Origin of the sequence: Sphingopyxis witflariensis (assembly GCF_002205635.1) — a bacterium.
Taxonomy (GTDB): Bacteria; Pseudomonadota; Alphaproteobacteria; order Sphingomonadales; family Sphingomonadaceae; genus Sphingopyxis; species Sphingopyxis witflariensis.
In genome coordinates, this window is record NZ_NISJ01000003.1 from 165,890 (window position 1) to 190,501 (window position 24,612).

At 63.0% G+C, this 24,612-nt stretch carries 22 protein-coding genes and 1 pseudogene; 11 read left to right on the forward strand and 12 right to left on the reverse strand.

The features are described from left to right. The gene (gene dapB, locus CDQ91_RS07320; RefSeq protein WP_088472079.1) at nt 1-729 is read right to left on the reverse strand and encodes a 4-hydroxy-tetrahydrodipicolinate reductase; all 729 of its coding nucleotides are present in this window, start codon (nt 727-729) and stop codon (nt 1-3) included. A gap of 119 nt (nt 730-848) precedes the next feature. Between dapB and CDQ91_RS07325 the strand changes: the two genes are divergently transcribed. Next, the gene (locus tag CDQ91_RS07325; RefSeq protein ID WP_088472080.1) at nt 849-1,556 is read left to right on the forward strand and encodes an NAD-dependent deacylase; all 708 of its coding nucleotides are present in this window, start codon (nt 849-851) and stop codon (nt 1,554-1,556) included. Here the strand turns inward: CDQ91_RS07325 and tadA are convergent. Beyond that, on the reverse strand, nt 1,553-2,008 hold the full coding sequence (tadA, locus tag CDQ91_RS07330; protein ID WP_088472081.1) for a tRNA adenosine(34) deaminase TadA: 456 nt from the start codon (nt 2,006-2,008) through the stop codon (nt 1,553-1,555). The genes CDQ91_RS07325 and tadA overlap by 4 nt on opposite strands. A gap of 156 nt (nt 2,009-2,164) precedes the next feature. Between tadA and rpmB the strand changes: the two genes are divergently transcribed. Next, nucleotides 2,165-2,458 carry a 50S ribosomal protein L28 gene (gene rpmB, locus CDQ91_RS07335; protein ID WP_088472082.1) on the forward strand — a complete coding sequence of 98 codons (294 nt, stop codon included), beginning with the start codon at nt 2,165-2,167 and terminating at the stop codon, nt 2,456-2,458. Nucleotides 2,459-2,481: 23 nt separating this feature from the next. On the opposite strand, the gene CDQ91_RS07340 is transcribed toward rpmB, so the two are convergent. Then, nucleotides 2,482-3,489, reverse strand: a complete 1,008-nt coding sequence (locus tag CDQ91_RS07340; protein ID WP_088472083.1) for an esterase-like activity of phytase family protein — start codon at nt 3,487-3,489, stop codon at nt 2,482-2,484. A 201-nt stretch (nt 3,490-3,690) separates the two neighbouring features. On the opposite strand from CDQ91_RS07340, the gene CDQ91_RS07345 reads away from it, so the two are divergent. The 5 genes from CDQ91_RS07345 (at nt 3,691) to CDQ91_RS07365 (ending at nt 9,195) form a co-directional block, all read left to right on the forward strand. Then, on the forward strand, nt 3,691-4,101 hold the full coding sequence (locus CDQ91_RS07345) for a glycine zipper 2TM domain-containing protein (protein ID WP_088472084.1): 411 nt from the start codon (nt 3,691-3,693) through the stop codon (nt 4,099-4,101). 200 nt (nt 4,102-4,301) lie between these two features. Continuing rightward, a complete protein-coding gene (locus CDQ91_RS07350) occupies nt 4,302-5,393 on the forward strand; it encodes a Ppx/GppA phosphatase family protein (protein ID WP_088472085.1) in 1,092 nt (363 codons plus the stop codon). Continuing rightward, a complete protein-coding gene (locus CDQ91_RS07355) occupies nt 5,390-6,106 on the forward strand; it encodes an RlmE family RNA methyltransferase (protein ID WP_088472086.1) in 717 nt (238 codons plus the stop codon). The genes CDQ91_RS07350 and CDQ91_RS07355 overlap by 4 nt, the downstream gene beginning before the upstream one ends. Nucleotides 6,107-6,145: 39 nt before the next feature. Further along, nucleotides 6,146-7,603 carry a S41 family peptidase gene (locus CDQ91_RS07360; RefSeq protein ID WP_237245870.1) on the forward strand — a complete coding sequence of 486 codons (1,458 nt, stop codon included), beginning with the start codon at nt 6,146-6,148 and terminating at the stop codon, nt 7,601-7,603. Nucleotides 7,604-7,926: 323 nt separating this feature from the next. Then, the gene (locus tag CDQ91_RS07365) at nt 7,927-9,195 is read left to right on the forward strand and encodes a tyrosine-type recombinase/integrase (RefSeq protein WP_088472088.1); all 1,269 of its coding nucleotides are present in this window, start codon (nt 7,927-7,929) and stop codon (nt 9,193-9,195) included. 343 nt (nt 9,196-9,538) lie between these two features. On the opposite strand, the gene CDQ91_RS07370 is transcribed toward CDQ91_RS07365, so the two are convergent. After that, a complete protein-coding gene (locus tag CDQ91_RS07370) occupies nt 9,539-9,946 on the reverse strand; it encodes a MerR family transcriptional regulator (protein WP_088472089.1) in 408 nt (135 codons plus the stop codon). A gap of 68 nt (nt 9,947-10,014) precedes the next feature. Here CDQ91_RS07370 and CDQ91_RS07375 point away from each other — a divergent pair, with 68 nt between their 5' ends. Then, complete coding sequence (locus CDQ91_RS07375) at nt 10,015-10,653, forward strand: cation efflux transmembrane domain-containing protein (protein WP_088472090.1); 639 nt, start codon at nt 10,015-10,017, stop codon at nt 10,651-10,653. Beyond that, nucleotides 10,650-11,291 (forward strand): class I SAM-dependent methyltransferase, encoded by a 642-nt coding sequence (locus CDQ91_RS07380; protein ID WP_088472091.1) that lies wholly within the window; start codon nt 10,650-10,652, stop codon nt 11,289-11,291. The genes CDQ91_RS07375 and CDQ91_RS07380 overlap by 4 nt, the downstream gene beginning before the upstream one ends. On the opposite strand, the gene CDQ91_RS07385 is transcribed toward CDQ91_RS07380, so the two are convergent. The 8 genes and pseudogenes from CDQ91_RS07385 to CDQ91_RS07410 form a co-directional block, all read right to left on the reverse strand. After that, nucleotides 11,288-13,216 (reverse strand): FTR1 family protein, encoded by a 1,929-nt coding sequence (locus CDQ91_RS07385; RefSeq protein ID WP_174688480.1) that lies wholly within the window; start codon nt 13,214-13,216, stop codon nt 11,288-11,290. The genes CDQ91_RS07380 and CDQ91_RS07385 overlap by 4 nt on opposite strands. Before the next feature lie 458 nt (nt 13,217-13,674). Beyond that, nucleotides 13,675-16,950, reverse strand: a complete 3,276-nt coding sequence (locus tag CDQ91_RS07390; protein WP_088472093.1) for an efflux RND transporter permease subunit — start codon at nt 16,948-16,950, stop codon at nt 13,675-13,677. 1 nt (nt 16,951) lies between these two features. Next, nucleotides 16,952-18,121, reverse strand: a complete 1,170-nt coding sequence (locus CDQ91_RS07395) for an efflux RND transporter periplasmic adaptor subunit (RefSeq protein ID WP_088472094.1) — start codon at nt 18,119-18,121, stop codon at nt 16,952-16,954. A 12-nt stretch (nt 18,122-18,133) separates the two neighbouring features. Beyond that, nucleotides 18,134-19,342, reverse strand: coding sequence for a TolC family protein (locus CDQ91_RS07400; protein WP_088472095.1), 1,209 nt, complete (start codon nt 19,340-19,342; stop codon nt 18,134-18,136). Nucleotides 19,343-19,397: 55 nt separating this feature from the next. Then, entirely contained in the window at nt 19,398-19,781 is a 384-nt protein-coding gene (locus CDQ91_RS20970) for a hypothetical protein (protein WP_144036716.1), read from the reverse strand. Continuing rightward, nucleotides 19,778-19,870 (reverse strand): DUF3703 domain-containing protein, encoded by a 93-nt coding sequence (locus CDQ91_RS22020; protein ID WP_419722553.1) that lies wholly within the window; start codon nt 19,868-19,870, stop codon nt 19,778-19,780. The genes CDQ91_RS20970 and CDQ91_RS22020 overlap by 4 nt, the downstream gene beginning before the upstream one ends. Nucleotides 19,871-19,885: 15 nt before the next feature. Further along, nucleotides 19,886-20,019: pseudogene (locus tag CDQ91_RS21685) on the reverse strand (IS3 family transposase); the annotation flags it as partial. 66 nt (nt 20,020-20,085) lie between these two features. Beyond that, nucleotides 20,086-22,491, reverse strand: a complete 2,406-nt coding sequence (locus CDQ91_RS07410; protein WP_088472097.1) for a heavy metal translocating P-type ATPase — start codon at nt 22,489-22,491, stop codon at nt 20,086-20,088. Nucleotides 22,492-22,576: 85 nt separating this feature from the next. Here CDQ91_RS07410 and cadR point away from each other — a divergent pair, with 85 nt between their 5' ends. Both cadR and CDQ91_RS07420 read left to right on the forward strand, forming a co-directional pair. Further along, nucleotides 22,577-23,011 (forward strand): Cd(II)/Pb(II)-responsive transcriptional regulator, encoded by a 435-nt coding sequence (gene cadR / locus CDQ91_RS07415; RefSeq protein WP_088472098.1) that lies wholly within the window; start codon nt 22,577-22,579, stop codon nt 23,009-23,011. A 150-nt stretch (nt 23,012-23,161) separates the two neighbouring features. After that, nucleotides 23,162-24,448 carry a sodium:proton exchanger gene (locus tag CDQ91_RS07420; RefSeq protein WP_237245872.1) on the forward strand — a complete coding sequence of 429 codons (1,287 nt, stop codon included), beginning with the start codon at nt 23,162-23,164 and terminating at the stop codon, nt 24,446-24,448. Nucleotides 24,449-24,612 lie beyond the last annotated feature (164 nt).

Below are 24,612 nucleotides of genomic sequence, written 5' to 3' on the forward strand. Positions count from 1 at the left end.
TTACGACAGCCCCAGCACCTGCGGCATCGTGTAGCGTCCAGGCTTTTGGTGGATCAGCCACAGCGCCGCCCGCACCGCGCCCCGCGCGAAGATCATGCGGTTTTCGGCGCGGTGCGACAGGGTGATCATTTCCTCCGGCCCCGCGAAAATGACGTCATGGTCGCCCGCAACGGTGCCTCCGCGCAAGGATGCGAAGCCGATCTTGCCATGGCCGCGTGCACCAGTGAGGCCGTCGCGGCCGCGTTCGGAGCATTTCGCCAGTTCGATCGCGCGCCCCTCGGCCGCGGCCTCGCCTAGCAGGAGCGCGGTGCCGCTCGGCGCGTCGACCTTGTTGCGATGATGCATTTCGAGAACCTCAATATCCCAATCGGCATCGAGCCGCGTCGCGGCTTCGCGGACGAGATGCGCGAGCAGGGTGACGCCGAGCGAGGTGTTGCCCGTCTGAAGCACCGCAATATCGCGCGCGGCGTCGTCGATCAGATAATGGTGGCGTTCCTCGAGCCCCGTCGTGCCAATCACGATCGGGGTCTTCGCCGCGATGCAGGCATCGAGCGTCGCTTCGAGGGCGGCGGGTGAGGAAAAATCGACGAGCGCGCCAGCGTCGGCCGCGAGCTTGGCGACATTGCCGCCCTTGTCGATGCCGCAGCTTTGCTGTCCGGCTTCGGAAATGGCTGCGGCGAGTGCGACGCCCATCCGTCCTTCGCTGCCGATGATACCGATGCTCGTCATGACCCCAAATCCTCGTTCGCCCTGCGCCGGATCTCGTCCGGGGGAAGGGCTGTCCTTGCTAAACCGACGCTTTGAAGGAAGAACGGTCCTTCGACAAGCTCAGGACAAACGGAGAAGGAATGCCCCGTCCCATCAAGAACATCGTCATCCTGACCGGCGCCGGGGTTTCGGCCGAAAGCGGTATCGACACATTTCGCGACGCCGGGGGTCTGTGGGAACAGCACCGCGTCGAAGATGTCGCGACTCCTGAGGCTTTTGTGCGCGATCCCGATCTGGTGCTGCGCTTCTATGACATGCGGCGCGAGGCGATCCAGACCAAGGCGCCCAATGCGGCGCATGACGCGCTGGCGCGGCTCGACGCTGAATGGCCGGGCGAATTGCTGATCGTCACCCAGAATATCGACGATCTGCACGAGCGAGCCGGAGCGAAGCGGCTGATCCATATGCACGGCGAGCATCTGAACGCCTGGTGCACCGCGTGCGACACGCGCAGCCAGTGGACCGGCTCGCTGATCGACCGCCCCGCCTGCCCCGCGTGCGGCATGGTGGGTTATCTGCGCCCCGACATCGTGTGGTTCGGCGAAATGCCGTATCAGATGGACGAGATTTACCACGCGCTGAACCGCGCCGATCTGTTCGTGTCGGTCGGCACATCGGGTGCGGTCTATCCCGCCGCGGGTTTCGTCCGCGAAGCGCGCGCGAGCGGCGCGCGGACGCTGGAGCTGAATATGGAGCCGAGCCAGGGGAGCCACTGGTTCGACGAGGCGCGGCAAGGGCCGGCGACCAGGCTGGTGCCGGCGTGGGTGGACGAGATGCTGTCCGCCTAACGCCGCGTCGCGAAGAAATCCTTGAGCAGCGCCGCCGCCTCCCCCGCACCGATGTCGTCATAGATTTCGGGCCGGTGATGGATCGTCGGCTGGGCGAAGGTGCGCGGGCCGTGGACGACCGCGCCGCCCTTGGGATCGTCGGCGCCATAATAGAGTCGCGCAATTCGGGCGTGGGCGATGGCACCGGCGCACATTGCGCAGGGCTCCAGCGTCACATAAAGATCGCAGCCGTCGAGCCGCTCATTGCCGAGCGCAGCCGCTGCGGCGCGAATCGCGACGATTTCGGCGTGCGCGGTTGGGTCGTGCGATTCGCGCGGACGATTATGTCCTTCGCCGATAATAACGCCATCCTTGACGACGACCGCGCCAACGGGCACTTCGCCCCGCTCCGCCGCGGTTTTGGCAAGGTTTAGCGCGCGGCGCATCGGGTCGGGCAGAGGAAATTGCGACATGGCTTTTCCCGCTAGTCCCTTGACGAATCTGCGGCAAGCCGATAAGCGCGCGCCTTTCCCGGCTCATCCGGTCCCGCCCTATCCCGTTTCACGGGGAGCGCCCGGACGCCGACCAGAATTTTTTTGACCCAGTTTTTTTTGACGAGGACGAAGACCATGTCGCGCATCTGCGAACTGACCGGCAAGGGCCGCCAGGTTGGCCACAATGTGAGCCACGCCAACAACAAGACCAAGCGCACCTTCCTGCCGAACCTGCAGAATGTGACGTTGCTGTCCGACGCACTCGGCAAGGGCATCAAGATGCGCGTGTCGACCCACGGCCTGCGCACCGTCGAGCATAATGGCGGTCTCGACAACTGGCTGCTGAAGGCCGGCGACGACAAGCTGTCGGCATCGGCGCGCAAGGTTCGCAAGGAAGTGGTGAAGAAGCTGGCCGAAAAGGCCGCTTAAGCCCCTTTCCAATTCGAATCGCATCAAGGCGGGCCGGAAACGGCACCGCCTTTTTGCTGTGCGCGGCGCGGCGGCAGATCGACCAGTTCGAACTGCAACAGCAGGCTGCGCTGCCAGACGTTGAAATTATCATCGGATACGAGCCACAGGAACGTGCGTGCGCCGTCGACCGAGACTGCTGCCCCTTCATAATTGTCGGCGAACACGCGCGGCACATGGCCAATCGTCCGCGAATAGACCACGCCGTCCGGGCCGATGTCGGCCGGATCGAGAATCGCGATGATCGTCGTAAAGACAGGATCGAAGCCGAGCCGGCGGTGGACGAGCAGCACCCGACCATCGGGCAGCGGCGCGGCGTCACTGACCAGCCCCTTGCCCGCCGAATCATAGAAGAAGCGCAGCGGCGGCTTTCCCGGGACGGCTGGATCGTCCGTATAGACCAGCGCCTCACGCCCGCGCGGGTCGTCGTCGGCATCTTCGGAGAAAATGATCGTGCGCCCGTCTGCGAGCCGCACCATCGCCTCCGGCCCACGATTTGCGGGCCAGCGCGGGGCAGGCAGGCGGCGGCGGGTTTCGACACGGCGAAGCTCGGCGTCGAACCGCCAGACCTGGTTGAGCCCTTCGAGCGCGACCCAGCTCTTGCCGCTGGCGGGATCGACGAACATCGCCTCCATATCGACCATCGTCTTCCGGCGCGGCTGTCCCTTCGGCACCGGCATCGCGACGATACGGACATCGCGCACGCCGCCGGCGGGGCTCAACGTCAGGCGCACGCCATAGCCATTGTCGCCGACGAGCTGAAAACGATCGGGCCCGATCCGGGCGAGCGCGGAGAAGCCGCCGAACTTGCTGTGCGGACTATCGAGTTGCCAACCACGCACGAAGCGCATCATGCCCTGCTCGGCCGCCGGCAAACGGAGTGGCCGCGCCGACACACTCTGGGTCAGGTCGTCGACCGGGAAACGCTGATGCGTGCCGATCACCGGCCCCAGCGCGAGGAAAATCAGGGCGGCGAGGAGGGGGCGGCGCATCCGCGTGGCGATAGGCCCGCCATGGGGGCGCGTGCAAGCGCGAACAGGCTTGCAGGATCAGGCCCAAGAAAGCGCGCGCCGGGCGAAGCTGAACGCCAGCCAACAAGCATGTTCAGGCTTCGGTCAAACCGAATCGGGCAAAACCGCTTTATCGATCCCCCGCCCCGCCCAAGGGCAGTCCGACGAAATAGGAGACAGACAATGAAAATGATCACGACCCTCTCCATCGCCGCCCTGATGTCCGCAGCGACGTTGGGCCTGGCGACTCCCGCCGCGGCGCAGAACGGCTATTATGACCGTGACGGCTATTCCAGCTTCAACAGCGGCTATGATCGCGACGACCGGCGCTATGACCGTCGTTCGGATCGCCGCTATGACCGCAACGACCGTCGTTACGATCGTCGCAACGACCAGCGCCGCTACAATCAGCGCTATCGCAACAATCGCTGCGACAATGGCACCGGCGGCACCGTGATCGGTGCGATCGCGGGCGGGCTTGCCGGTCATGAAATCGCCGGTCGCGGCGACCGCACGGTCGGCACCATCCTTGGCGGCGCCGTGGGCGCCATCGCCGGCCGCGCGATCGACAAGGGGAATGACGGCTGCCGTTAAGGGCTGACCCGACCCCCAATAATTTCCTCTCTCCCCCTCACCCCGTCCGGCCTCCGCCGGGCGGGGTTTTCTTTGCCTTCGGGCTTCCCCGGGGCGGCCGGGTGATACGCCTTGTCATCGCGGGCGCCGAAGCCTAAGTTCCTGCCCAAGTGCACGCTCGCGGTCTTGTGGGCGCGTGAATTGAACAGGTTATAATAGCCATGCGCCAAATGGCAGCGCCATCAGGGCGGACGCCGCGGCCCGGGCCGGCGGTGAAAGGACGAAACAGGGCGGGCGATGACCCCCGCCCGATGTTCGCAGCGCGGCCGCGCAGCTACGCCGCGATCGACCTCGGCACCAACAATTGCCGCTTGCTGATCGCACGCCCGCAGGACGGCGAACTGGTCGTCATCGACGCCTTTTCCCGCATCGTCCGGCTGGGCGAAGGTTTGCACGGCAGCGGCAAGATCAGCCAGGCAGCGATGGACCGCACCGTCGCCGCGCTGGCGATCTGCGCCGACAAGCTGCGCCGTCGCCACGTCACCCTGTCGCGCGCGGTCGCGACCGAGGCGTGCCGCCGCGCCAGCAACGGCGGCGAACTCGCCGCACGCGTCCGGCAAGAAACCGGGATCGTGCTCGACATAATTTCCGCCGCCGAAGAAGCGCGGCTGGCTGTATTGGGATGCCATAATCTGATGGAACCGGGCGACGGGCCCGCGCTGATTTTTGATATCGGCGGCGGATCGACCGAATTAATGCATGTCGATGTTTCGAACCATGACGTGACGATCCACGACTGGATCAGTGTGCCCTGGGGGGTCGTATCGCTGACCGAACACTCCCCTCTGTCCGAAGACAGTCTGGCCGCGCGTCAGGCGAGCTACGCCCATATGCGCGAAGTGACGCGCACCGCCTTTTCCGAGTTCGCCGTCCGCGCCGAACGTTTCGCCGGTCAGAAGCTGCGCCTGCTCGGCACCAGCGGCACGGTGACGACGCTCGCCAGCGTCTTCCTCGACCTGCCCCGCTACGACCGGCGCGCGGTCGACGGGCTCGTCGTCCCGACCGACGCAATGCGCGATATCAGCCGCCGCCTCGCCGACGCGAGCCTTGCCGATCGCGCAGAGATTGCCTGCATCGGGCGCGAGCGCGCGGATCTGGTGGTTGCGGGCTGCGCAATCCTTGAAAGCATTATCGACCTGTGGCCCGCGCCGCGCGTCGGGGTCGCCGATCGCGGTATCCGCGAGGGCATATTGCGGTCACTGGCGATGCAGGGCCGCGACGTCCCCGTCACCCGCCGGGAGCATCGCAAATGAGTAACGACAAGAGTGGAGGCGGCAGCAAGGGCGGTCGCGGCGGGCTGCATGTACGCGTCAAAACGGCGAGGAAGCGGTCCGTCTCGTCGACCCGCTGGCTCCAACGCCAGTTGAACGATCCCTATGTCCGCCAGGCGCAGGCCGAAGGTTACCGATCGCGCGCCGCGTACAAGCTGATCGAGCTCGACGAGAAATTCGCCTTTCTCAAAAAGGCGCGCGCCGTCGTCGATCTGGGGATCACACCGGGCGGCTGGTCGCAGGTGACGCGCAAGGTCAACCCCCGTGCGCGCATCGCGGGCATCGACCTGCTCACCTGCGAGCCGATCGAGGGAGTCACGATCCTCGAGATGGATTTCATGGACGACAAGGCGCCCGATGCGTTAATCGAGGCGCTGGGCAGCGCGCCCGACCTCGTCATGTCCGACATGGCGGCAAACACCGTCGGGCATCAGCAAACCGACCATCTGCGCACGATCGGGTTGGCGGAAACCGCCGCCGATTTCGCGATCCAGACGCTGGTGCCCGGCGGCGCCTTTATCGCCAAAGTGTTCGCTGGCGGCGCCGATCGCCAATTATTAACCATGCTTAAACATAACTTTACTACGGTTAAACACGCCAAACCACCGGCGAGCCGCAAAGGATCGCCCGAGCTGTATGTCATCGCTCAGGGCTTCAAGGGGCGGCGCGGGGCGGAGGCGGTGGAAAAGGAATAATCATCGCCCGGGGGCTCCGGTCGAAGGGGGAGGACAGGAATGAGGGATTTCAAGCGGAGATCGGTTGCCTCGATGACGCTGGCGGCGCTGATGCTGGCATCGTGCGGCAGCGAAGGCCAGAATATCAGCACCGGTCCGATCACCGTCACCCCGACGCCGACCCCAACGCCCACGTCGGGCTGCAGCCCGACCGAGCGCAAGGCCTTTGCCAAGGCCGTGATCGACGAATGGTACCTCTTCCCCAATGACGTCGCGAGCGGGGTCAATCCCGCCAGCCACGCGACCGTAGGATCCTATATCGACGCGCTGGTCGCCCCGGCGCGCGCGCTCGGCAAGGATCGCTATTTCACCTATCAGACCTCGATCGCCGAAGAAAATGCCTTCTACGCCAGCGGGTCGAGCGCAGGCCTTGGCTTCCGGATGGCCTATGATTCCGCCGCGCAGCAGATCGTGATCACCGAATCCTATGAAGGCGCACCGGCGCTGGCGGCGGGCATCGACCGCGGGGCGCGAATTTTGGCGATTGGCACCAACAGTGGCAATATACGCACCATCGCGTCGATCTTCGCGGCCGAAGGCATTGACGGCGTCAGCAATGCGCTGGGTCCGAGCGATCCGGGCGTCACCCGCATATTGCGGATCAGCGATGCTGCGGGAACGCGCGACGTCACCATCACAAAGGCCAATTACGCGCTCGATCCGATTTCCGACCGCTATGGCGCAAAGATTATCAGCGAAGGCGGGCGCAATTACGGTTATCTGAACCTGCGCAGCTTCATCTCCTCGGCAGACCCGCAACTCCGCACCGCTTTCGCCAATTTCCGCGCGCAGGGCGTGACCGATGTCGTCATCGATTTTCGCTATAATGGCGGCGGGCTGGTTTCAACCGCCGAACTGATGGGAGATTTGTTGGGGCGCAACCGCACCTCGTCCGAGATTTTTTCGCAGACCAATTTCCGGCCGTCGAAATCGGTCGAGAATGAGCGGCGTTTTTTTGCCACCGTACCCGAATCGATCGCGCCGACGCGTATCGCCTTCATCGGCACCGATTCGACTGCTTCGGCGAGCGAACTCGTCATCAATTCGATGCAGCCCTATCTGGGCACCAATATGACGCTGGTCGGCAGCAACACCTATGGCAAGCCGGTCGGCCAGATCGGGCTCGACAAGGCAGCATGCGACGATCGTATACGCGTCGTCGCCTTCGCCACCGCCAACGCCAGCGGTGCGGCCGATTATTATAGCGGGCTCGCACCCCGGATTGCGAACAGCTGCGCGGCGAGCGACGACCTTACCTTCCCGCTGGGCGACCCGCGCGAAGCGTCGGTGCGCGCCGCGATCGACTTTCTTGCAGGCCGCAGTTGCACCACGCGGATCGGCGCTGCCACCATCGGGGCGACCGCAAGCCGCGGCGCCGTGGGCGCGCCCGTCGCGCCTGAAATGCTGGTGCCCGAACGACCGAGCGCGGCGCAACGCGAATTGCCAGGATTGTTCTGAGTTTAAAAAAGCGCTGCCGAACGACGCTGCGCGATGCGCCGGTCGGCCCCGGAGGCCGACCCGGCCGCCGCGTGTCGCGACGGCCAAATTTCTGAAATACTGGAGCGGGCGAAGGGATTCGAACCCTCGACCCCAACCTTGGCAACTTGCCGTTCTACCTTTTCGATACCTTCCTACACTACGCTATCTCCCTATTTTTACACTATTTATTGAAAAACTATTCAACCTATTGTATCCTGCGGCCGTCCCCCTTTTCCACGAATTTGGAGACACATTGGAGACACAGGCGTTTTTCGAGGCTGTGTCTCCAACAGGAGGTGCGCATGCCGATAGTGAAGTTGACTAAACGGGCCATAGACGCCCTCGTTCCGCCAAAAGCTAAACAAGCCATTCTGTGGGATACCGAGGTAAAGGGCTTCGGTCTTCGGATCATGGCGTCCGGCATCAAGACCTTTGTCGTCCAGTATCGAAATGCCGAGGGCATTAAGCGTCGTATGAACCTCGGGCGCTTTGGCGTGCTGACTGTCGACGGGGCTCGCGATCTCGCGAAACTGAAACTGGCTGAAGTCATTGTTGGAGAAGATCCCGCCGACAAGGTCCGCCAGGTTCGCAAGGGTATGACGGTTTCCGAGATGTGCGACTGGTATCTCGAAGAGGCTCGGGCCGGGAACATTCTCGGCCGAAAAAACGTCCCCATCAAAACATCGTCGCTCGACCTGGATGAGAGCCGCATCCGCACACATATCGGCCCGCTGATCGGCAACCGGATCGTCAAGCATCTGACAATTGCGATCGTCGAGCAGATGCAGACCGACGTGAAGAACGGCAAGACTGCAAAGCCCCGGACGGGAGGCCGTGGCGGAAAGGCAACCGGTGGCCCCGGCGTCGCGGGTCGCTGCGTCGGCACGCTCCAGGCGATCCTCGGCCACGCCAAGCATAAGGGCCTGCTCGATACGCATCCCACGCTTGGCGCCAAGAAACTCGCCGGAAAGAAGAGAACACGGCGACTGAGCACCACCGAGATCGAGATGCTCGGAAAGGCAATCGCCTATGCCGAGGCAAACGGGGAAAACCCGGTCGCCCTTGGCGTGCTGCGCACATTGCTTCTGACCGGCTATCGCCGTCAGGAAGGCCAAGCGATGCATCGCAGCTGGCTGCACCCCGATCGCGGCTATGTCATGTTTCCCGACACCAAGGGCGGGGCGCAAATTCGCGCGATCGGGCCCGCCGCAATCCGTGTGCTCGAAGCGCAGGCGGAGATTGCCGGCAACCCGCATTTGTTTCCATCGGCGGTAGGCCACGGCCCGTTCACCGCGGTCAGTGATTGCCTGAGGCGGGTGTGCGGCCTGGCAGGGATCAAAGGCGTGACGCCGCATACGCTTCGTCACACCTTCGGAAGTGTTGCCGGCGACCTCGGATTTTCGGAACTCACAATTCGCGCCATGCTGGGCCATGCCTCGCAGAATGTGACGCAAGACTATGTCCATATCGACGAAGCGCTAAAGCTGGCGGTGGAGCGAACATCCAACGAGATCGAACGATTGCTGGCGCGCGGCGCCGAGAAACAACGGGCGTTGCAACTCGCGGCCTAGGGGGCCGGACACCGAAGGTCCTATGTCCGGTGCTATGTTGGCGCCGCAAGGGCAAAACGGCTGCTCTCACCCAAATGCAACGTATTCTTCCGATCGATCGTACGCATAGGAACCTATCGGATCATCCCGACGCAGGAATACCGACACCGCCCTCGCTGCACTCGCTGCGCTGTCACATCTGACTTTCTCGAAGCCTTCCGCTTGTTGGTGCAGCATAAACCCAAGGGTCATTCTGCGGGGCAATTCGTTGAACCGTTCAAGACTTAGCGAGCGGGCGACGAGCATAGCGTAGAGGCGCTTCCCGCGTGCCGATCACGGTGCAGCCCCGGCTTCGGTTCGCGCGTCAGCCTCGGGCAGCGCCGCGCATCGGTTCGAGGGTCTGAATGATCTTGCAGTCGCCGACCTTTCCGAGGCGGCAGCTTCCGATGACGCGTGCGAGCTCGTCGCGCATCTGGGCGAGGTCGGCGATCTTGCGCTCGATCGTCGCAAGATGGCTGCTCGCGACCGCATCGACGGCGCCACAGGGCTGGTCCCGGTCATCGGCGAGCGTGAGAAGCTCGCGGACCTCGTCCAGCGAAAACCCGAGATCGCGCGCGCGGCGGATGAAGGACAGCCGCGATAGCTCGTCACTTCCATAGGAGCGATAATTGCCGCCCGTCCGCGGGGGCGGCGCCAGCAGACCCGCTCCTTCATAGTAGCGGATGGTTTCGACCTTGGTGTCGGTCGCCCGCGCAAGTTCGCCAATTTTCATCGCTTGACCCTATAGTTGCTAGAGGGTGCATATAGCTGTCCGACTCGCAACGGGAAAGGACGGACGACATGAGCGATTGTGGCTGCGAAGCCGACGAAGAGCGCGCCGGCGTCGACCCCGCCTACCGCCGCGCGCTCTGGATCGTCGTCATCCTCAACCTCGGCTTCGGCGTAATCGAACTGGCGGGCGGCTTTCTCGCGCGGTCGCAGGCCCTCAAGGCGGATTCGCTCGATTTCATCGGCGATGGTTCCATCACGCTCATCGGACTGATCGCGCTGGGCTGGGCAGCGGTCGCTCGCAGCCGTACCGCGCTGATCCAGGGTATTTTCCTCGCTGTTCTGGGTCTCGGCGTTATCGGATCGGCGATCTGGCGTTCCTTCCATGCCATCGCGCCCGAAGCCGATCTCATGGGCGGGATCGGCGTCGTGGCTCTACTCGTCAACATCGCGGCGGCGTTGGTGCTCAGCCGTTTCCGGAACGAAGGCGACGCCACGGCGCGCGCGATCTGGCTGTTCTCGCGCAATGACGCCTTGGCCAATGTTGCGGTCATCGTCGCGGCCGGGCTCGTCGCAGTGACTGGCGAAGCCTGGCCCGATCTTATGGTTGCGGGGGTCATCGCGCTGCTGTTCCTGCACTCGGCCTATGACATCATCCGCGACGCGCTTCGCGAACTCGCGTCGCACAAAGCCGGGGAGTCCGCGCTATGACCGGCGCACAATATACCCCGCCGCTCGGCTCGGGCGATACCGCCGACTATGATCAGGCCATCCGCCGCTGGACGCGGGAATTGCGCTGGCGCGGCGCGATGCTCGACCTCCTTGGCGCGCGCGCCGGGGAGACCGTTCTCGACATCGGCTGCGGCACCGGCAGTTTCGCGGTGATGCTCAAGACCGCATCGCCCGATGTCGCGGTTATCGGGGTTGATCCCGACACGGAAGCTCTCGCAATCGCGCGCGCCAAGGCCCAGTCCGCGGGCGTTTCCATCGAATGGCGGCAAGGCTTTGCCCGCGATATCGACCCCGCTGCCGCCGACGCCGTCACCTCGAGTCTGATGTTCCACCAGGTCCCGTTGGCCGAAAAACGAGCCGGCCTCGCAGCCATGCATGCGGCGCTGCGCCCGGGCGGTCGCCTGTTGGTGGCCGATTATGGCAAGCAGTCGGGGCTGATGCGTCTCTTGTTCCGGCTGACCATCCAGCGCCTGGATGGCGTCGAGGATACGCAGCCCAACGCCGATGGCGTGCTTCCCGGGCTCATGGAGGAGGCTGGCTTTGCCGCGGTGCGGGAAGCCCGGCATATCCACACCGCCACCGGCACGATTACCCTGTTTCTGGCACAGCGCGATTAGGCCGGGCGCGGCGTCTTCGCCCGGTTGAGCCAGAACCCCGCGGCGAGGATGATCGCCGCCGCAAGCTGGGCCAGAATGGTCTGGACCGTGGGGTATATCCCCAACATTGTTATCCGCGGAAATCCCGTTACCGGTGTAACGCCGAGCAGCCCGGCTTCCTGCAGCCCGCCGACCCCCTTGCCCGCCAAGACAACGGCGAGAATCGCGATCAGGGCCGCACTCCAGGAAAAGAACTGCGTGATCGGCAGCCGCGCACTGTAGCGCAACATCGCCCAAGCGATCACGGCCAGCAGGCCGGCGGCCGACGCAGCGCCCGCCAGCATGGCGCCGCCATTTCCCTGGGCCCACAAAGCGGCATAAAAGAGGATCGTCTCGAACACCTCGCGATAGACGACGAGGAAGGTCAGCCCGAACAGGAACCAGGCCGACCGGCGCGACAGGGCGGCGGAGATTTTCTCCTTAATATAGCGCTGCCAAGCCTCGGCATTGCTCTTCCCGTGCATCCAGATGCCCACGGAGATCAGGATGATCGCGGCGAAGAGCGATCCGAAGCCTTCGGTGAGTTCGCGCGACGCCCCGCTGATTCCGATGAAATAGGTGGCCACAAACCACGTCAGTGCGCCTACCGCCAGAGCGGAAACCCAGCCGCCATGGACATATCCCATGACGTCGGTTCGCCCTGTTTTACGCAGAAATGCCATCATCGCGATGACGATCAGCAGGGCCTCGAGACCTTCGCGTAGAAGGACCCCGAAGGCGCCTAGGAAGCTCGACGAGGCGCTCGCCTGTTCGGGCGCGAGAGCAGCCTCGGCTTCGACGAACAGCCGGGCGACTTCGGCATTTGCTGCCTCGACTTCCGCGACGGGTCGCCGCTTGCCGATGGCTGAGCGCAAATGTCCCATCGCCATTTCGATCTTGGCCATGAGGTCGGGATCGCGGGCCGCGAGGACCGGCTCAACCGGCTCGAAGCCATCGAGATAGGCGGACAAGGCCAGGTCGGACGCGGCGTCATGGTCGCCGGCAGCATAGGCCTTCAGGCTCGCTTCGAGACGCTCGCGCGACAGGGTCAGCGAGCCAGCGGGTTTCTGAATCACCGCTTCGGGCTGGCGGCGCAAGAAAGCGGTCAGCGGCCCGGCTTTGTCCTCACCCAGTTCATCTGCGAGCTTCGCTGGCGTCTTGCCGACGAGGCCTGCAAGGTCGGGTATGGCAGCGCGAACAGTCGCGTCCTTTTCCCATATCTTCCGGCCCGCAGATCGCGTCGATTCTGGATAAGCGAAGCTGCCGACATAGAATGAGAGAGCCCAGCGATCGGCGTCCGAAAGATCTCCAAAGCTCGCCATCGACGTGCCTTCGAGGCCCTGCGTGATTACCTGATATAGCGCGAACAAGCTTCTTTCGCGCGCCCGCGCGCCATCGGTGAAGGCGATCGGGGGCGGGTCAAGCTGCGCAGCACCAGGGCCGTTTCCAGCGCCGGTCGCGCCATGACACATGGCACAATTTTCCGTATAAAGCTTTGCGCCACGCGCGAGATCGGGAGCCGATCGCGGTGCGAGCGGCACTGGATAGCTCGTAAGCAAGGCATCGGCGAGCCCCCGCGATTGCTCCTCGACGGTCGCGGGCGCGGATTTTGCGGCGATCGAGTGCCGCAAGGCGGCGGCACGCACCAAAAGCTGGGGTTTCGCCGTCTTTTGCGGCAGGCGCTTCAATCGCCCTTCGACCTGTGCGGCGAATTCCGTCATCTCGGCATATTCCGCCGCACTGACGATCTTGCCGCCGGACACCGCACCGGGATAATCGACGGCTACATAGTCGAGCAGACGCCAAATGGTCTGAACTTCGGGTTCGCTCGCGCGCGCCGTTTGCGAGAAGAGGAGCGGCGCCAGCAGAGCAGCCAAAATAAGACGAACGAACGGGCGCCATGACATATTTGAGGAGACCGCCGGGAGAAGGAACACAGCCATTGCCCTTATTGATAATGATACTCATGATGCAGGTAGCTGGTGAGCCAATTATGCGCTATCATTTTGTTGCCCAGCCAGCGTCTCGACCGAAAAACCTATGTTGAGCACAGTGCGACACCGTCCCGCGGCGTTTGCCACCCCCACGGAGATGACAAAGACCGTTTTCGCCATGCTTGCCAGCGTCGCCCATCACGCTCTCAGGAAACGCGCGCTTCGTCGGAACAGCCACTTTCGCGCTGCGGACTTTCGATACTCGCTTGTTTGGCCAGCCCCGCGTGAAGCTGATCGCGTCAAGCGCCGATTTTGTCGATCTCCGCGCGGATCGCGCCCTTTCTTCTTCGTCGTCCTGCCTTCGAATATTCCGATGGCGGTGGGTGCCCGCCATCGGAATCTCTTTTGATGGCGAACTGCGTTCGCCATGTTCATGCCGGTTGCCCACCCTTGTCGTCATCCGGCAAGAACACGCGCTCGCCGAGTGCGGTCACATCGGTATAGTCGCCCGCGACATGCACTTTGTGCCGGCCGCGCAACAGCAAGTGACTGATTGCGGGGAGCACGAACAGGGTCAGCAGGGTCGAAGTGATCAACCCGCCGATGACGACGACCGCGAGTGGCTTCTGCACCTCGGCGCCCGTTCCTGTGGCGAGCGCCATCGGGACGAAGCCGATCGCGGGCACGATCCCCGTCATCAGCACCGCGCGGACGCGTTCCATGACGCCCTCGCCGATCGCGACGTCGATGGCTTTCCCTTCGTCGATGCGCTGGTTGATGCTCGACATCACGACAAGGCCATTGAGCACGGTCACACCCGACAGCACGATGAAGCCCACGGCCGCCGACACCGAGAAGGGCAGTCCGGTCAGGAGGAGCGCAAAAACCCCGCCAGCCAGGGCAAGCGGGATCGCCGAATAGACTGCAATCGCCTGTCGCACGCCGCCTAATGCCATGAACAAAATGCCGAAAATCGCGGCGAAGATGATTGGGATGACAATCGACAGCCGCGCCGATGCGGCTTGCAGATTTTCGAATTGCCCGCCCCATTCGATGAAGCTGCCGGACGGAAGCTTGACCTGCGCATCCACCTTTTCCTGCGCCTCGGCGACGAAGGAACCGAGATCATTGCCTCGGACATTGGCTTGCACGACGACCCGGCGTTTGCCATTTTCGCGGCTGACCTGGTTCAGCCCTTCGGAGAAGCCGAATTTGGCCAGTTCGCTGAGCGGCACCGATGCCCGCGCACCGCCCTCACCGGGAAGGAACACCGGAAGGGCTCCTACCGCGTCGAGATCGTTGCGCGTTGCGAGGTCGAGCCGGACGACGATGTCATAGCGTCGGTCGCCTTCGAACACGATCCCGGCCTCGCGCCCGCCGAGTGCGGCCGCGACCGTATCGCTGACATCCTGCAAGGTCAGCCCGTAACGGGCGATGGCGTCGCGGTCGAACTGGACATCGAGGACCGGAAAGCCCGCGGTCTGTTCGACCTTTACGTCCGCAGCACCCTTGACCGTCTTGAGCACGGCAGCGATTTGTTGGGCGGTCTGCCCCATGGAGTCGAAATCGTCGCCATAAACTTTGACAGCAATGTCACCGCGAACGCCGGCAATGAGCTCGTTGAAGCGCAACTGGATAGGCTGGCTCACTTCAAAGACCGTCCCGACCGTGGAGCCTAGCTTCTTTTCGACGCGCTCGATGACATCATCCTTGGTCTCGACCCCTGCAGGCCAGGCATCTTTGGGCTTTAGAATAATATAAGCATCCGAGGAGTTCGGTGGCATCGGATCGTTGGCGACCTCTGCCGTGCCATTCTTCGAAAAGACGAAGGCGACTTCGGGCAATTGTCCGATAGTCTGCTCGATCTGTTTTTGCATGGCCATCGACTGCGCGAGCGACGTCGAAGGGATACGCAACGCATTCATGGCCAGATTACCTTCTCCCAGCGTTGGCAGGAATTCGCTGCCGAGCATCCCGAACACGAGGATGGCGGCCGCAAAGGTGCCACCACCGGCACCGATCCACGGCCAGGGCCGTGCGATGACGCGCTTGAGCACGGGCTCATAGCGCGTCTTCACCCACGCGATCGCGCGGACTTCCTTCTCGGCGACCTTGCCGCGAAGAAGCAGTGCGACCATTGCGGGGACGAAGGTCAGCGATGCAATGAACGCACCGGCCAAAGCCAGCAACACCGTGATCGCCATCGGCGAGAAGGTCTTGCCCTCAACCCCGGTGAAGGTGAGCAAAGGCACGAACACGAGGAAGATAATCGCCTGCCCGTATATCGTCGGTTTCACCATTTCGCGCGAGGCTTCAAACACTTCGTGCAACCGCTCGGCCAGTGTCAGTAGTCTTCCCTCATGATGTTGTCGTTCAGCGAGGCGTCTGAGGCAATTCTCGATGATAATGATCGAACCATCGACAATCAGTCCGAAATCGAGGGCGCCAAGGCTCATCAGATTGCCCGAAGTGCCAGTAATGTTCATGCCGGTGCCCATGATCAGGAAGGAGATCGGGATTACCAAAGTTGCGATAACTGCGGCCCGGAAGTTGCCGAGCAGCCAGAACAGTACCGCCGCAACGAGCAAGGCCCCTTCTGCGAGATTCTTCTCGACCGTTCCGATCGTTGCATCAACGAGTTGCGAGCGGTCGAGCACCGGCTTGACGACAATGCCGGGAGGCATCGACTTGGCGACTTCCTTGAGACGGTCTGCTGCCGCCGAAGCCACAATCCGGCTGTTGCCCTTCGCCAGCATCAACACCGTGCCGACGACAAGCTCCCTGCCATTTTCGGAGGCCGATCCGGTGCGCAATTCACCACCGATCTGCACAGTGGCGACGTCGCTAACCATGACCGGGACGCCGCCGCGGCTGGCTACCGTTGCACGGCCGATTTCATCCAAAGAGCGGATGCGCCCGTCGGCGCGGACGAGGAAGGCCTCGCCGCCGCGTTCGACAAAATTGGCGCCAACCGAAATGTTGGCGCGCTCGAGGGCTTCGGCGAGTTCGGAAAAGCTAATACCATAGCTCGCCAATTTGGTCGCGTCCGGCTGAACGACGAATTGCTTCTCGTAGCCGCCGATCGAATCGATGCCGGCGACCCCCGATACCGAGCGCAACTGTGGACGGATCACCCAATCCTGGACAGTCCGCAGATAGCCGAGCTTCGCCACCTCGTCGGTCAGTATTTCACCCGAGGGGGTGATATAGGAACCGTCGGGTTGAAGTCCCGGCTTGCCGGCGGCTTTCGGTTTGTTTGCCGAGCGGTCGAAATCGACCGTATACATAAGCACTTCACCGAGGCCGGTCGATACCGGCCCCATTTGCGGCTCGACGCCGTCGGGCAAGGTGCCCTTGGCCTGATTGAGCCGTTCGGCGACTTGTTGCCGCGCGAAATAGAGGTCGGTATCGTCTTCGAAAATTGCCGTGACCTGGCTAAATCCGTTGCGCGAAATCGAACGGGAGCTTTCGAGCCCCGGTATCCCGGCCATTGCGGTTTCGACAGGAAAGGTGACGAGCCGCTCGATGTCGAGCGGACCGAGATTGGGTTCTACAGTGTTGATCTGGACTTGCTTGTTGGTGATGTCGGGGACGGCATCAATCGGAAGCTTGAGGAGTTCCGACAGGCCGTAGGCCGAAATGACGAGGGTGAGGAGAACCACAGCCCAGCGAAAGCGTATCGACGCGTCGAGAAGTTTTTCGATCATGTCACTCCTCCACCTCGCCCTTGCCGATTTCGGCTTTGAGCAGGAAGGCGCCCCTGGTCGCGATGACCGCGCCCGGCTTCACACCGTCGATGATTTCGATGCGACCACCGCCGCGCTTGCCGGTGACCACCGTCGTCGCCTGGAAGCCTTTGGCAGTCTTCACGAAAACGACGTCGCGGCCTTCGACGGCTTGCACCGCTTCCTCGGGCAGCGCGATCAGGCTCGACCCGGCAGCGCCGCGCGGCTTGATCCGCGCGCGCAGCCCCTGGCCCGGCGTCAGCCCGGCGATACCATCGGGGATGAGGACGATCGTCGCCGTCTTGCTTTCGGCATCGAGGCTCGGGGTGGCCGAACGGACCACCGCATTCACGGTCTCGCCGCCCAGCAGTTCGATGACCGCCGTATCGCCCGGCTTGATCCGCCGCGCATCGGCAGCGAGCACCGAGGCGTTGATCTGGATGCGGCGGGGGTCGGAGACCCGGAACAATTCGGCTCCGGCGAGCACATAGCTCCCGAGCTTCGCATCGGCTTTGGTGACTCGCCCCGAAATCAGGCTCGTTACCGCAAGGGTGCGGCCGTCGCCCGATACCTTCGCGGCGGCAGCGGCCGATTGCGACCGCCGGGCCTCGGACTCTGCCTCTGCAAGCGCCGCCGCGGCGGCTTCGAGATCCTGCTTCGCCGTGATGCGCGCATCGAACAATTTCTTTTCGCGCGCATAGGTCGAGCGGGCGAGCGCAAGGCGCGCCGTCGCCGAACTGCGCTCGGAGGCGAAGGCGGCCGCATCGCGGCTTTCCATCACCGCGACCGCCTCGCCAGCGCGCACCTCGTCACCGAGGCGGCGATTGATGCGGGTGATCGCCCCGTCGGCGCGCGCCGTCAGGACGGCCTCGCCCTCGGGGGTCGATGCGACGACGCCCTGTGCGAGGATTTCCGAGCCGAGGCCGCCGGCCTGGATCGTCTCGGTGACGATGCCCGCGCCCTTGGCGCGCGCCTCGTCCATCAGGATCTGGCCTTCGACATGGCCTTCCTCTTCTTCCTCGGCAGGCGCCGCAGCGGGCGCCGCGACCGGTGCGGTCATCGACCGGCCGATCAGGATGCCGCCGCCACCGAGCACGAGCGCCCCGACCGCCACGGCGGCCATCAGACGATTCTTGTTTTCGAAGATTTGCATGTGTTCAGTCCCCTATTGCGCGTTCGCGCGGCCCAGCGCAGCCAAGGCGCGGGCGCGGTCGAGTTCGGCTTCAATGAGTTTGAGATTGGCGCTGGTCAGCGCCTCCTGAGCGTCGATCAGCTCGATGAGCGTGAACTTGCCCTGCTGGTATCCGATCTCGGCGACCCGCGCGGCTTCGCTCGCCTGGAACAGGCCGGCGCCCGACAGGGCAGACACCCGCTCGTTGGCGGCCGCGAGCATAAGCTCGGCATCGCGCCGCGAGAAGCGAGTGTCGAGGCGGGTCTGAGCGAGCTGGGCTTCGGCGGCTTCGCCGCTCGCCCTTGCCGCATAGATGTTACCCCGATTGCGGTTGAACACCGGAAGCGGGATGGAAACTCCCACGATGAACGCCGTGTCCCGGCTTTCGCGGAAGTTGCGCACACCGCCCGACGCCGTAACGTCGGGCACGCCCTCCGCCTGGGCGAGCCGCACCCGCGCCGAAGCTGCATCGCGCTCGGCCGCTGCGAGGCGTTCGTCGAGGCTCTGGGCATCGGCAGGCAGTGCCGACGGTGTCGGCACTGCCTGTGCGATCGCAGACAGCTCCGGATCGTCGCTAGCGATCAGCAGCGCCAGTCCTTGCCGCGCCGACAGCAACTGCGCCTTGGCCCGCAGACTTTCGGCCTTCGCTTCGGCGAGCAGGGCGTCGGCGCGCAATTTGGTGAGCGGCGGATCGCGCCCGACATCGACCAGGGTTTCGGCGATCCGCGCCAGTTCGACCGCCCTGGCATAGACGCTGTCGGCCAGCTTCGCGCGATCCTCCGCCGCGCGCAGCTCGGCATGCGAGACGATGATGTCGTAGGCCAAATCGGCCTCGGCCTTGCGGAGCGCGATCTGCGCGAACTCCCGCTCGGCGGCAGCAACCTCCTTGCGTGCGCGCCGCTTTCCCCCGAGCTCAAATGGCTGCGACACTGAGACAGTCGTCTCGGTCTGGCGAAAGGAGCGATAGGGTCCGGTGCCGCTGAAGTTCTCGACTTCTGCAGAGATTTCGGGGTTCGGACGCACGCCCGCCTGCATGGCGCGGCCCTCGGCCGCCTTCAGTTCGGCTTTGGCTTTGGCGATTCGAGGGGATACGTCCTGACCGCGCGCGAGCGCGTCGGACAGCGAGACAGGTTCGGCGAACGCCGGCTGGCCTGCCATGGTTAGCATCCCTGCAAACAGCAGGGTGCCCAAGGATTTCGACATAAATACTCCTGATCAATGCATGACGACGCAGGCGAATGCCTGCGCGAAACAAAGATCAGGCGGCGGGCGGCTCAATTGGTGGCGCCGTGGCGCGTGAGGAGAGTGCTGCAGCCGTTCGCGACAAATGGGTGTCACGTGCTGGCAGGCAGCTGCCGGGAACCGGCGATTCGTCGGCGACCAGTCCTGCAGGGCAATGATGATGATGTACCAGTTCGCTGCCGGTTCCGTTCGGCGACTTGTCGTCCGGGGACGCGTCTTCAGATGCGTCCACAGATGCGCGATGCTGCACATCGATACCCGGCGACACGGCGTCATAGGCGATCGCCGGCGTGTCCGGGCAAGCCAAAAGTGCCACTATGAGCAACATAAACTGAATCGGGCGAAATCGCATCACTCGCCAGTTAGCAGCGGGACGGGATGCAGGCAACCTGCCGTTCATGGCGCAGCATGCCCCAGATGGGACTGCAAATCCTCGGGCACTGGCATGGGCGCAAAGGCGCTTAGACCTGCGTGGCCGGTGTTGCCGATTGGGAGGCGGCCGGTACGGTATTTGCGACCGTCGTGGCTACGCCCCTCGACGAAGTCGTAGGACCAGGATACGCTGGCCGCAGCTGGATGCACGATCCGTCGTTGAGCCACAGGCGCCTGCATTTCGGTTGCCGTTGCGGCGCCTTCACCCGCGTTGATGGCGCGAAACAAGACGACATTCGGGCCGCCCCAGTCATAGATAAAGGGTTTCCAGTTCATCGGCGCAAAAGCCTCAAGCCATTACCGACGACGAGCAAACTGGCCCCCATATCAGCAAACACAGCCATCCACATGGTCGCGTGACCCGTGAAGGTAAGAACCAGGAATATTGCCTTGATGCCAAGGGCCAGCACGATGTTTTGCATCAGCACCCGAGCTGTCGCGCGCGACAAACGTACGAAAGTAGGAATTTTGCGCAGGTTGTCGTCCATCAGGGCAACGTCGGCGGTCTCGATTGCGGTATCTGTGCCAGCCGCTCCCATGGCAAAACCGATGTCCGCACGCGCCAGGGCCGGGGCATCGTTGATGCCATCACCGACCATGCCAACCTTGCCGCTTCTAGCCAGTTCCTCAACTTCGCGCAGCTTGTCATCCGGGAGCAAGTTGCCTTGCGCACGGTCTATTCCGGCCTGTGCGGCAATAGCCTGTGCCGTATGGTGGTTGTCACCGGTCAGCATCATGGTGTTGATGCCCAGCGCATGCAGTTCAGCTATGGCACTCCTGCTGCTGTCCTTGATGGTATCCGCCACGGCGAATAAGGCATGGACACCCCTTGTCCCCACCAACATCACGACAGTCTTGCCGGTGGTCTCCAGCGCCGCAATGCGTTGTTCCAGCTCTGGTGTGCATTGTCCCAGTTCTTCGAGCATCCGGTGGTTGCCAAGATGAAAGACCTCACCGTGGACTTTGCCTTGCACGCCCCGACCGGGCAGCGCACTGAATTCAGCCACGTCGAGCAGGGAAATCGCATCAGCCTGCGCGGCCTGGGCCACCGCTTTGGACACCGGATGATCTGAGCGGGCCGCCAGGCTGGCGGCGATGCTACGACCGTCGGAAGCGAATTCATCGCCCCATGGGACAAAATCGGTCTGCGCGGGCTTCCCGTGCGTGATCGTGCCGGTCTTGTCCAGAGCCAGCCAGCGCAGCTTGCGGCCTTCTTCCAGATAGACACCCCCCTTGATGAGAATGCCGTGGCGGGCGGCAGCGGCCAAGCCGCTCACAATGCTGACCGGCGTGGAGATCACCAGTGCGCACGGGCAGGCGACAACGAGCAGAACCAGCGCACGGTATATCCAGTCGAGCCAGGCTGCGCCCACAAGAAGCGGAGGCAGCACTGCGACGGCGATGGCTAGACCGAACACGATTGGCGTATACCAACGAGCGAACTGATCGACAAAACGCTGGGTCGGCGCACGGCTGCCCTGAGCAGCCTCTACAGCGTGAATGATGCGGGATAGTGTGGAGTCACTGGCCACGGCGGTGACATGGTATTCGAACGAACCGGATTCATTGATCGTGCCCGCGAACACGGGATCACCCGGGGATTTTTCGACCGGGAGGCTTTCGCCCGTGATCGGGGCCTGGTTGACTGTAGAGCGGCCTTCCAGCACCTCTCCATCGAGGGCGATGCGCTCGCCTGGCTTGACTCGGACGCGGCTGCCGATGGCGATTTGCTTTGCGTTCACCTCGCGCCATGTACCGTCAGCCTGTTTCACCGTGGCCTCTTCCGGGGCCAGGTCAAGCAGGCCGCGGATTGCGTGGCGCGCGCGATCCAGCGACTTGGCTTCAATCACTTCTGCCAGCGAGAACAGGACCATCACCATCGCCGCTTCCGGCCAGTGGCCGATCAACATGGCGCCCGTGACGGCAATCGACATCAGGGCGTTCATGTTGAGGTTACGGTTCTTGAGTGCGATCCAACCCTTTTTGTAGGTGGAAAGGCCGCCCGTGAAGACTGCGACGAGCGCAAGAACGACGACCGACCAATGATTGCCGTTGTTGAACCAGTAGACCCCCTCGGCAGCGGATGCCGCTATAAGGGAGATGACCAGCGGCCACCACTTGGTCGGCGTGTTCACAGGGGAAGCAGTTGGCGAGGAAGCCTCTGCCGCGTCCACTACTTGCGCCTCGAAACCAAGCGTTTGCAGCGCCCCGAGGACGTCAGGTAAGGCGTGGTCAGCATGGCGTACCGACAATGTGCGCTGCATCAGGTTGAAATCGAGATCGGCAACCCCGGCCATTGCGCCCAGCTTGTTGCGGATCAACGCCTCTTCCGTGGGGCAATCCATTTTGGCAATGGACAGCCTCGTCGTTTGCCCGGCCGACGTTCCATCCATGCGCACGGCCTGCATGCCAATAGCTGCCAGCGCTTGCTCAACGGAAGTCAGCGAAGGCAGTTTGTGCTGAACGACCAAGGTACGCTGCATCAGATTGAATTCCAGACCCACGACGCCCTCAAGCCCGGACAGCTTGCCGCGAATCAGCGCCTCTTCCGTGGGGCAATCCATGTTCTCGATGCGATACGCCGCCTGAGTTGATCCAGTTGCTCGCAGGGCTTGTGCCGTAGGTTGAACGGTCGGGCCGACCGGGGAGCCACACCCCTTTGAAGAACATTCGCTCACGGATACCTCCCTCAGATCGTCTATTTCGACTTCATATAGCTCTCTATAGTAGCTATAGAGTCAAGCGATAACTGGGGATTGAGGCATGGAAATCAGGATTGGCGATCTCGCCAAGCGCTCCGGCTGCGAGGTCGTGACCGTTCGCTACTACGAGAAGGAAGGGCTGATGCCGAAGCCGGCGCGAAGCGGTGGCAACTTCCGGCTGTACGGCGATGCTCACATCGAGCGTTTGCAGTTCATTCGTCATTGCCGTTCCCTCGACATGACGCTGAGCGAGATTCGGACATTGTTAGGCCTGAGAGACAACCCGACGCAGGATTGTGGCGGAATCAATGTGCTACTTGAAACCCATATTCAGCAGGTAGAAATGCGTGTGGCCGCGCTGTTGCAGTTGAGGCAGCACCTCGTCAACTTGCGCGAGAAGTGTTCTGGCTCTCGACCGATGGAAGCGTGCGGTATCCTAAATGGATTGTCAGATTCCAATTGCCATGTTGCAAGATCCAAACAGTCAAACTTATGAGCGATGTGCCGGGAATCGGCCCGATCACCTCGGGGCGATCAAGATCATCGGCGGCGGCGCAGCCAGGTTGAAGAGCGCTGTCGCTCGTCAGGATGCATCGGTTCCAGACATATGCCAGCCCAAAAGCCCTCCAAAGCAGGAGTAAGGCCCGTGAACTTCCAACCGGTTACAGATAGTCCTCGCCCCCGATCGATGCGGCAATTTGTCGTACTGCTTGTCATCACGGCGGCAGCCATGGTGCCGGCGATCATTCTTAGAACCACGGGATGGCGCCCCAATCCACTGCTCGACGCATTGATATTCGGAATCGCGATACTCGGCGCAGGTTTCTATTTGTCTTGGGGTGCCGAGGCTGCCGAAAAACGCATCTCCGCCGGACTGATCGTGGCGATTGTAGCGCTGATTACCGTTCTGCCGGAATATGCGGTCGACTTTTACTACGCTTATTCCGCCGGAGCGAACCCGGGTTCGAATTATGTGCACTATGCGGCAGCCAACATGACTGGCGCCAATCGTTTGCTGGTCGGACTTGCCTGGCCATTACTGGTTCTGCTGCATTGGCGCCGGACCCGCGAACGTGCGATTCCGCTGCGGCCCACCAACAGAACCGAGATCGTTTTTCTGTTGTTGCCCAGTCTCTACGCCTTCAATATCTTGTTCAAGAACGCCATCACAATCATCGATACCGTCCTATTGGTTGCGATGTTCGGCCTCTATGTCTGGCGCGCCAGCCTTGCAGAGGAGGGCAGCGAGTGCGACTCCGATGATGAGCCCGGCCCGGCGGCGGCGCTGAGCGTGCTCCCTTCGCGCCAGCAGTGGTTCGTGATGGGGGCGCTAACCCTTACCGCAATGGCGGTGATTTTGCTGTCGGCCGAACCCTTTGCGGAGGCGATGGTCGACTCCGGACGCGTGCTTGGGTTCGACGAATTCTTGCTTATCCAATGGCTGGCGCCGCTCGCGAGCGAAGCGCCGGCTGTGGTGGTCGCCGTGCTGTTTGTGCTCTCGGGCCGTGCCGAAAATGGCCTGGCGACTATGATATCGGACAAGATCAACCAGTGGACCTTGCTGGTCGGGATGTTGCCGCTCGCGCTCAGCCTCGGCGCGGGCCATCTGTCGCCCCTGCCGCTCGATGCGCGTCAGCACGAAGAGTTCTTCCTCACCGCGACACAGTCCCTGTTTGGCATCGCCTTGTTGCTGCGGCTGCGCCTGGGACTCGGCAGCGCCGCCGCACTCGCCGGTCTGTTTGTGGCACAGGTAGTGCTGGCGGTCGTCTGGCAAGGCAATGAGGCTCGCACGATCATCAGCTTGACCTGGCTGGGATGGGGCTATCTGGGACTCGCGATGCTGCTTTTCGCGATCAATGCCAAAGCGCTGGTTGATCTGGCGAAATTTCTACTGGCCAGGGCACCTGAGGCCGGCGTGCGAGGTCGCGCTTGAAAGCGGGCAGAAGATCGCCGCTCGAACCTGATAAAAATCGGAGGTATGGAGAGCGGCATCGGCTGCTTCGAAAGCGACGATCGCGCACGGACCGGTGGTGCGTTTCCCCGCCTGCCCTCCTCCGGGGCGAGCCGGCAACAAGCCGTGACGGTTCGGGCAATGCC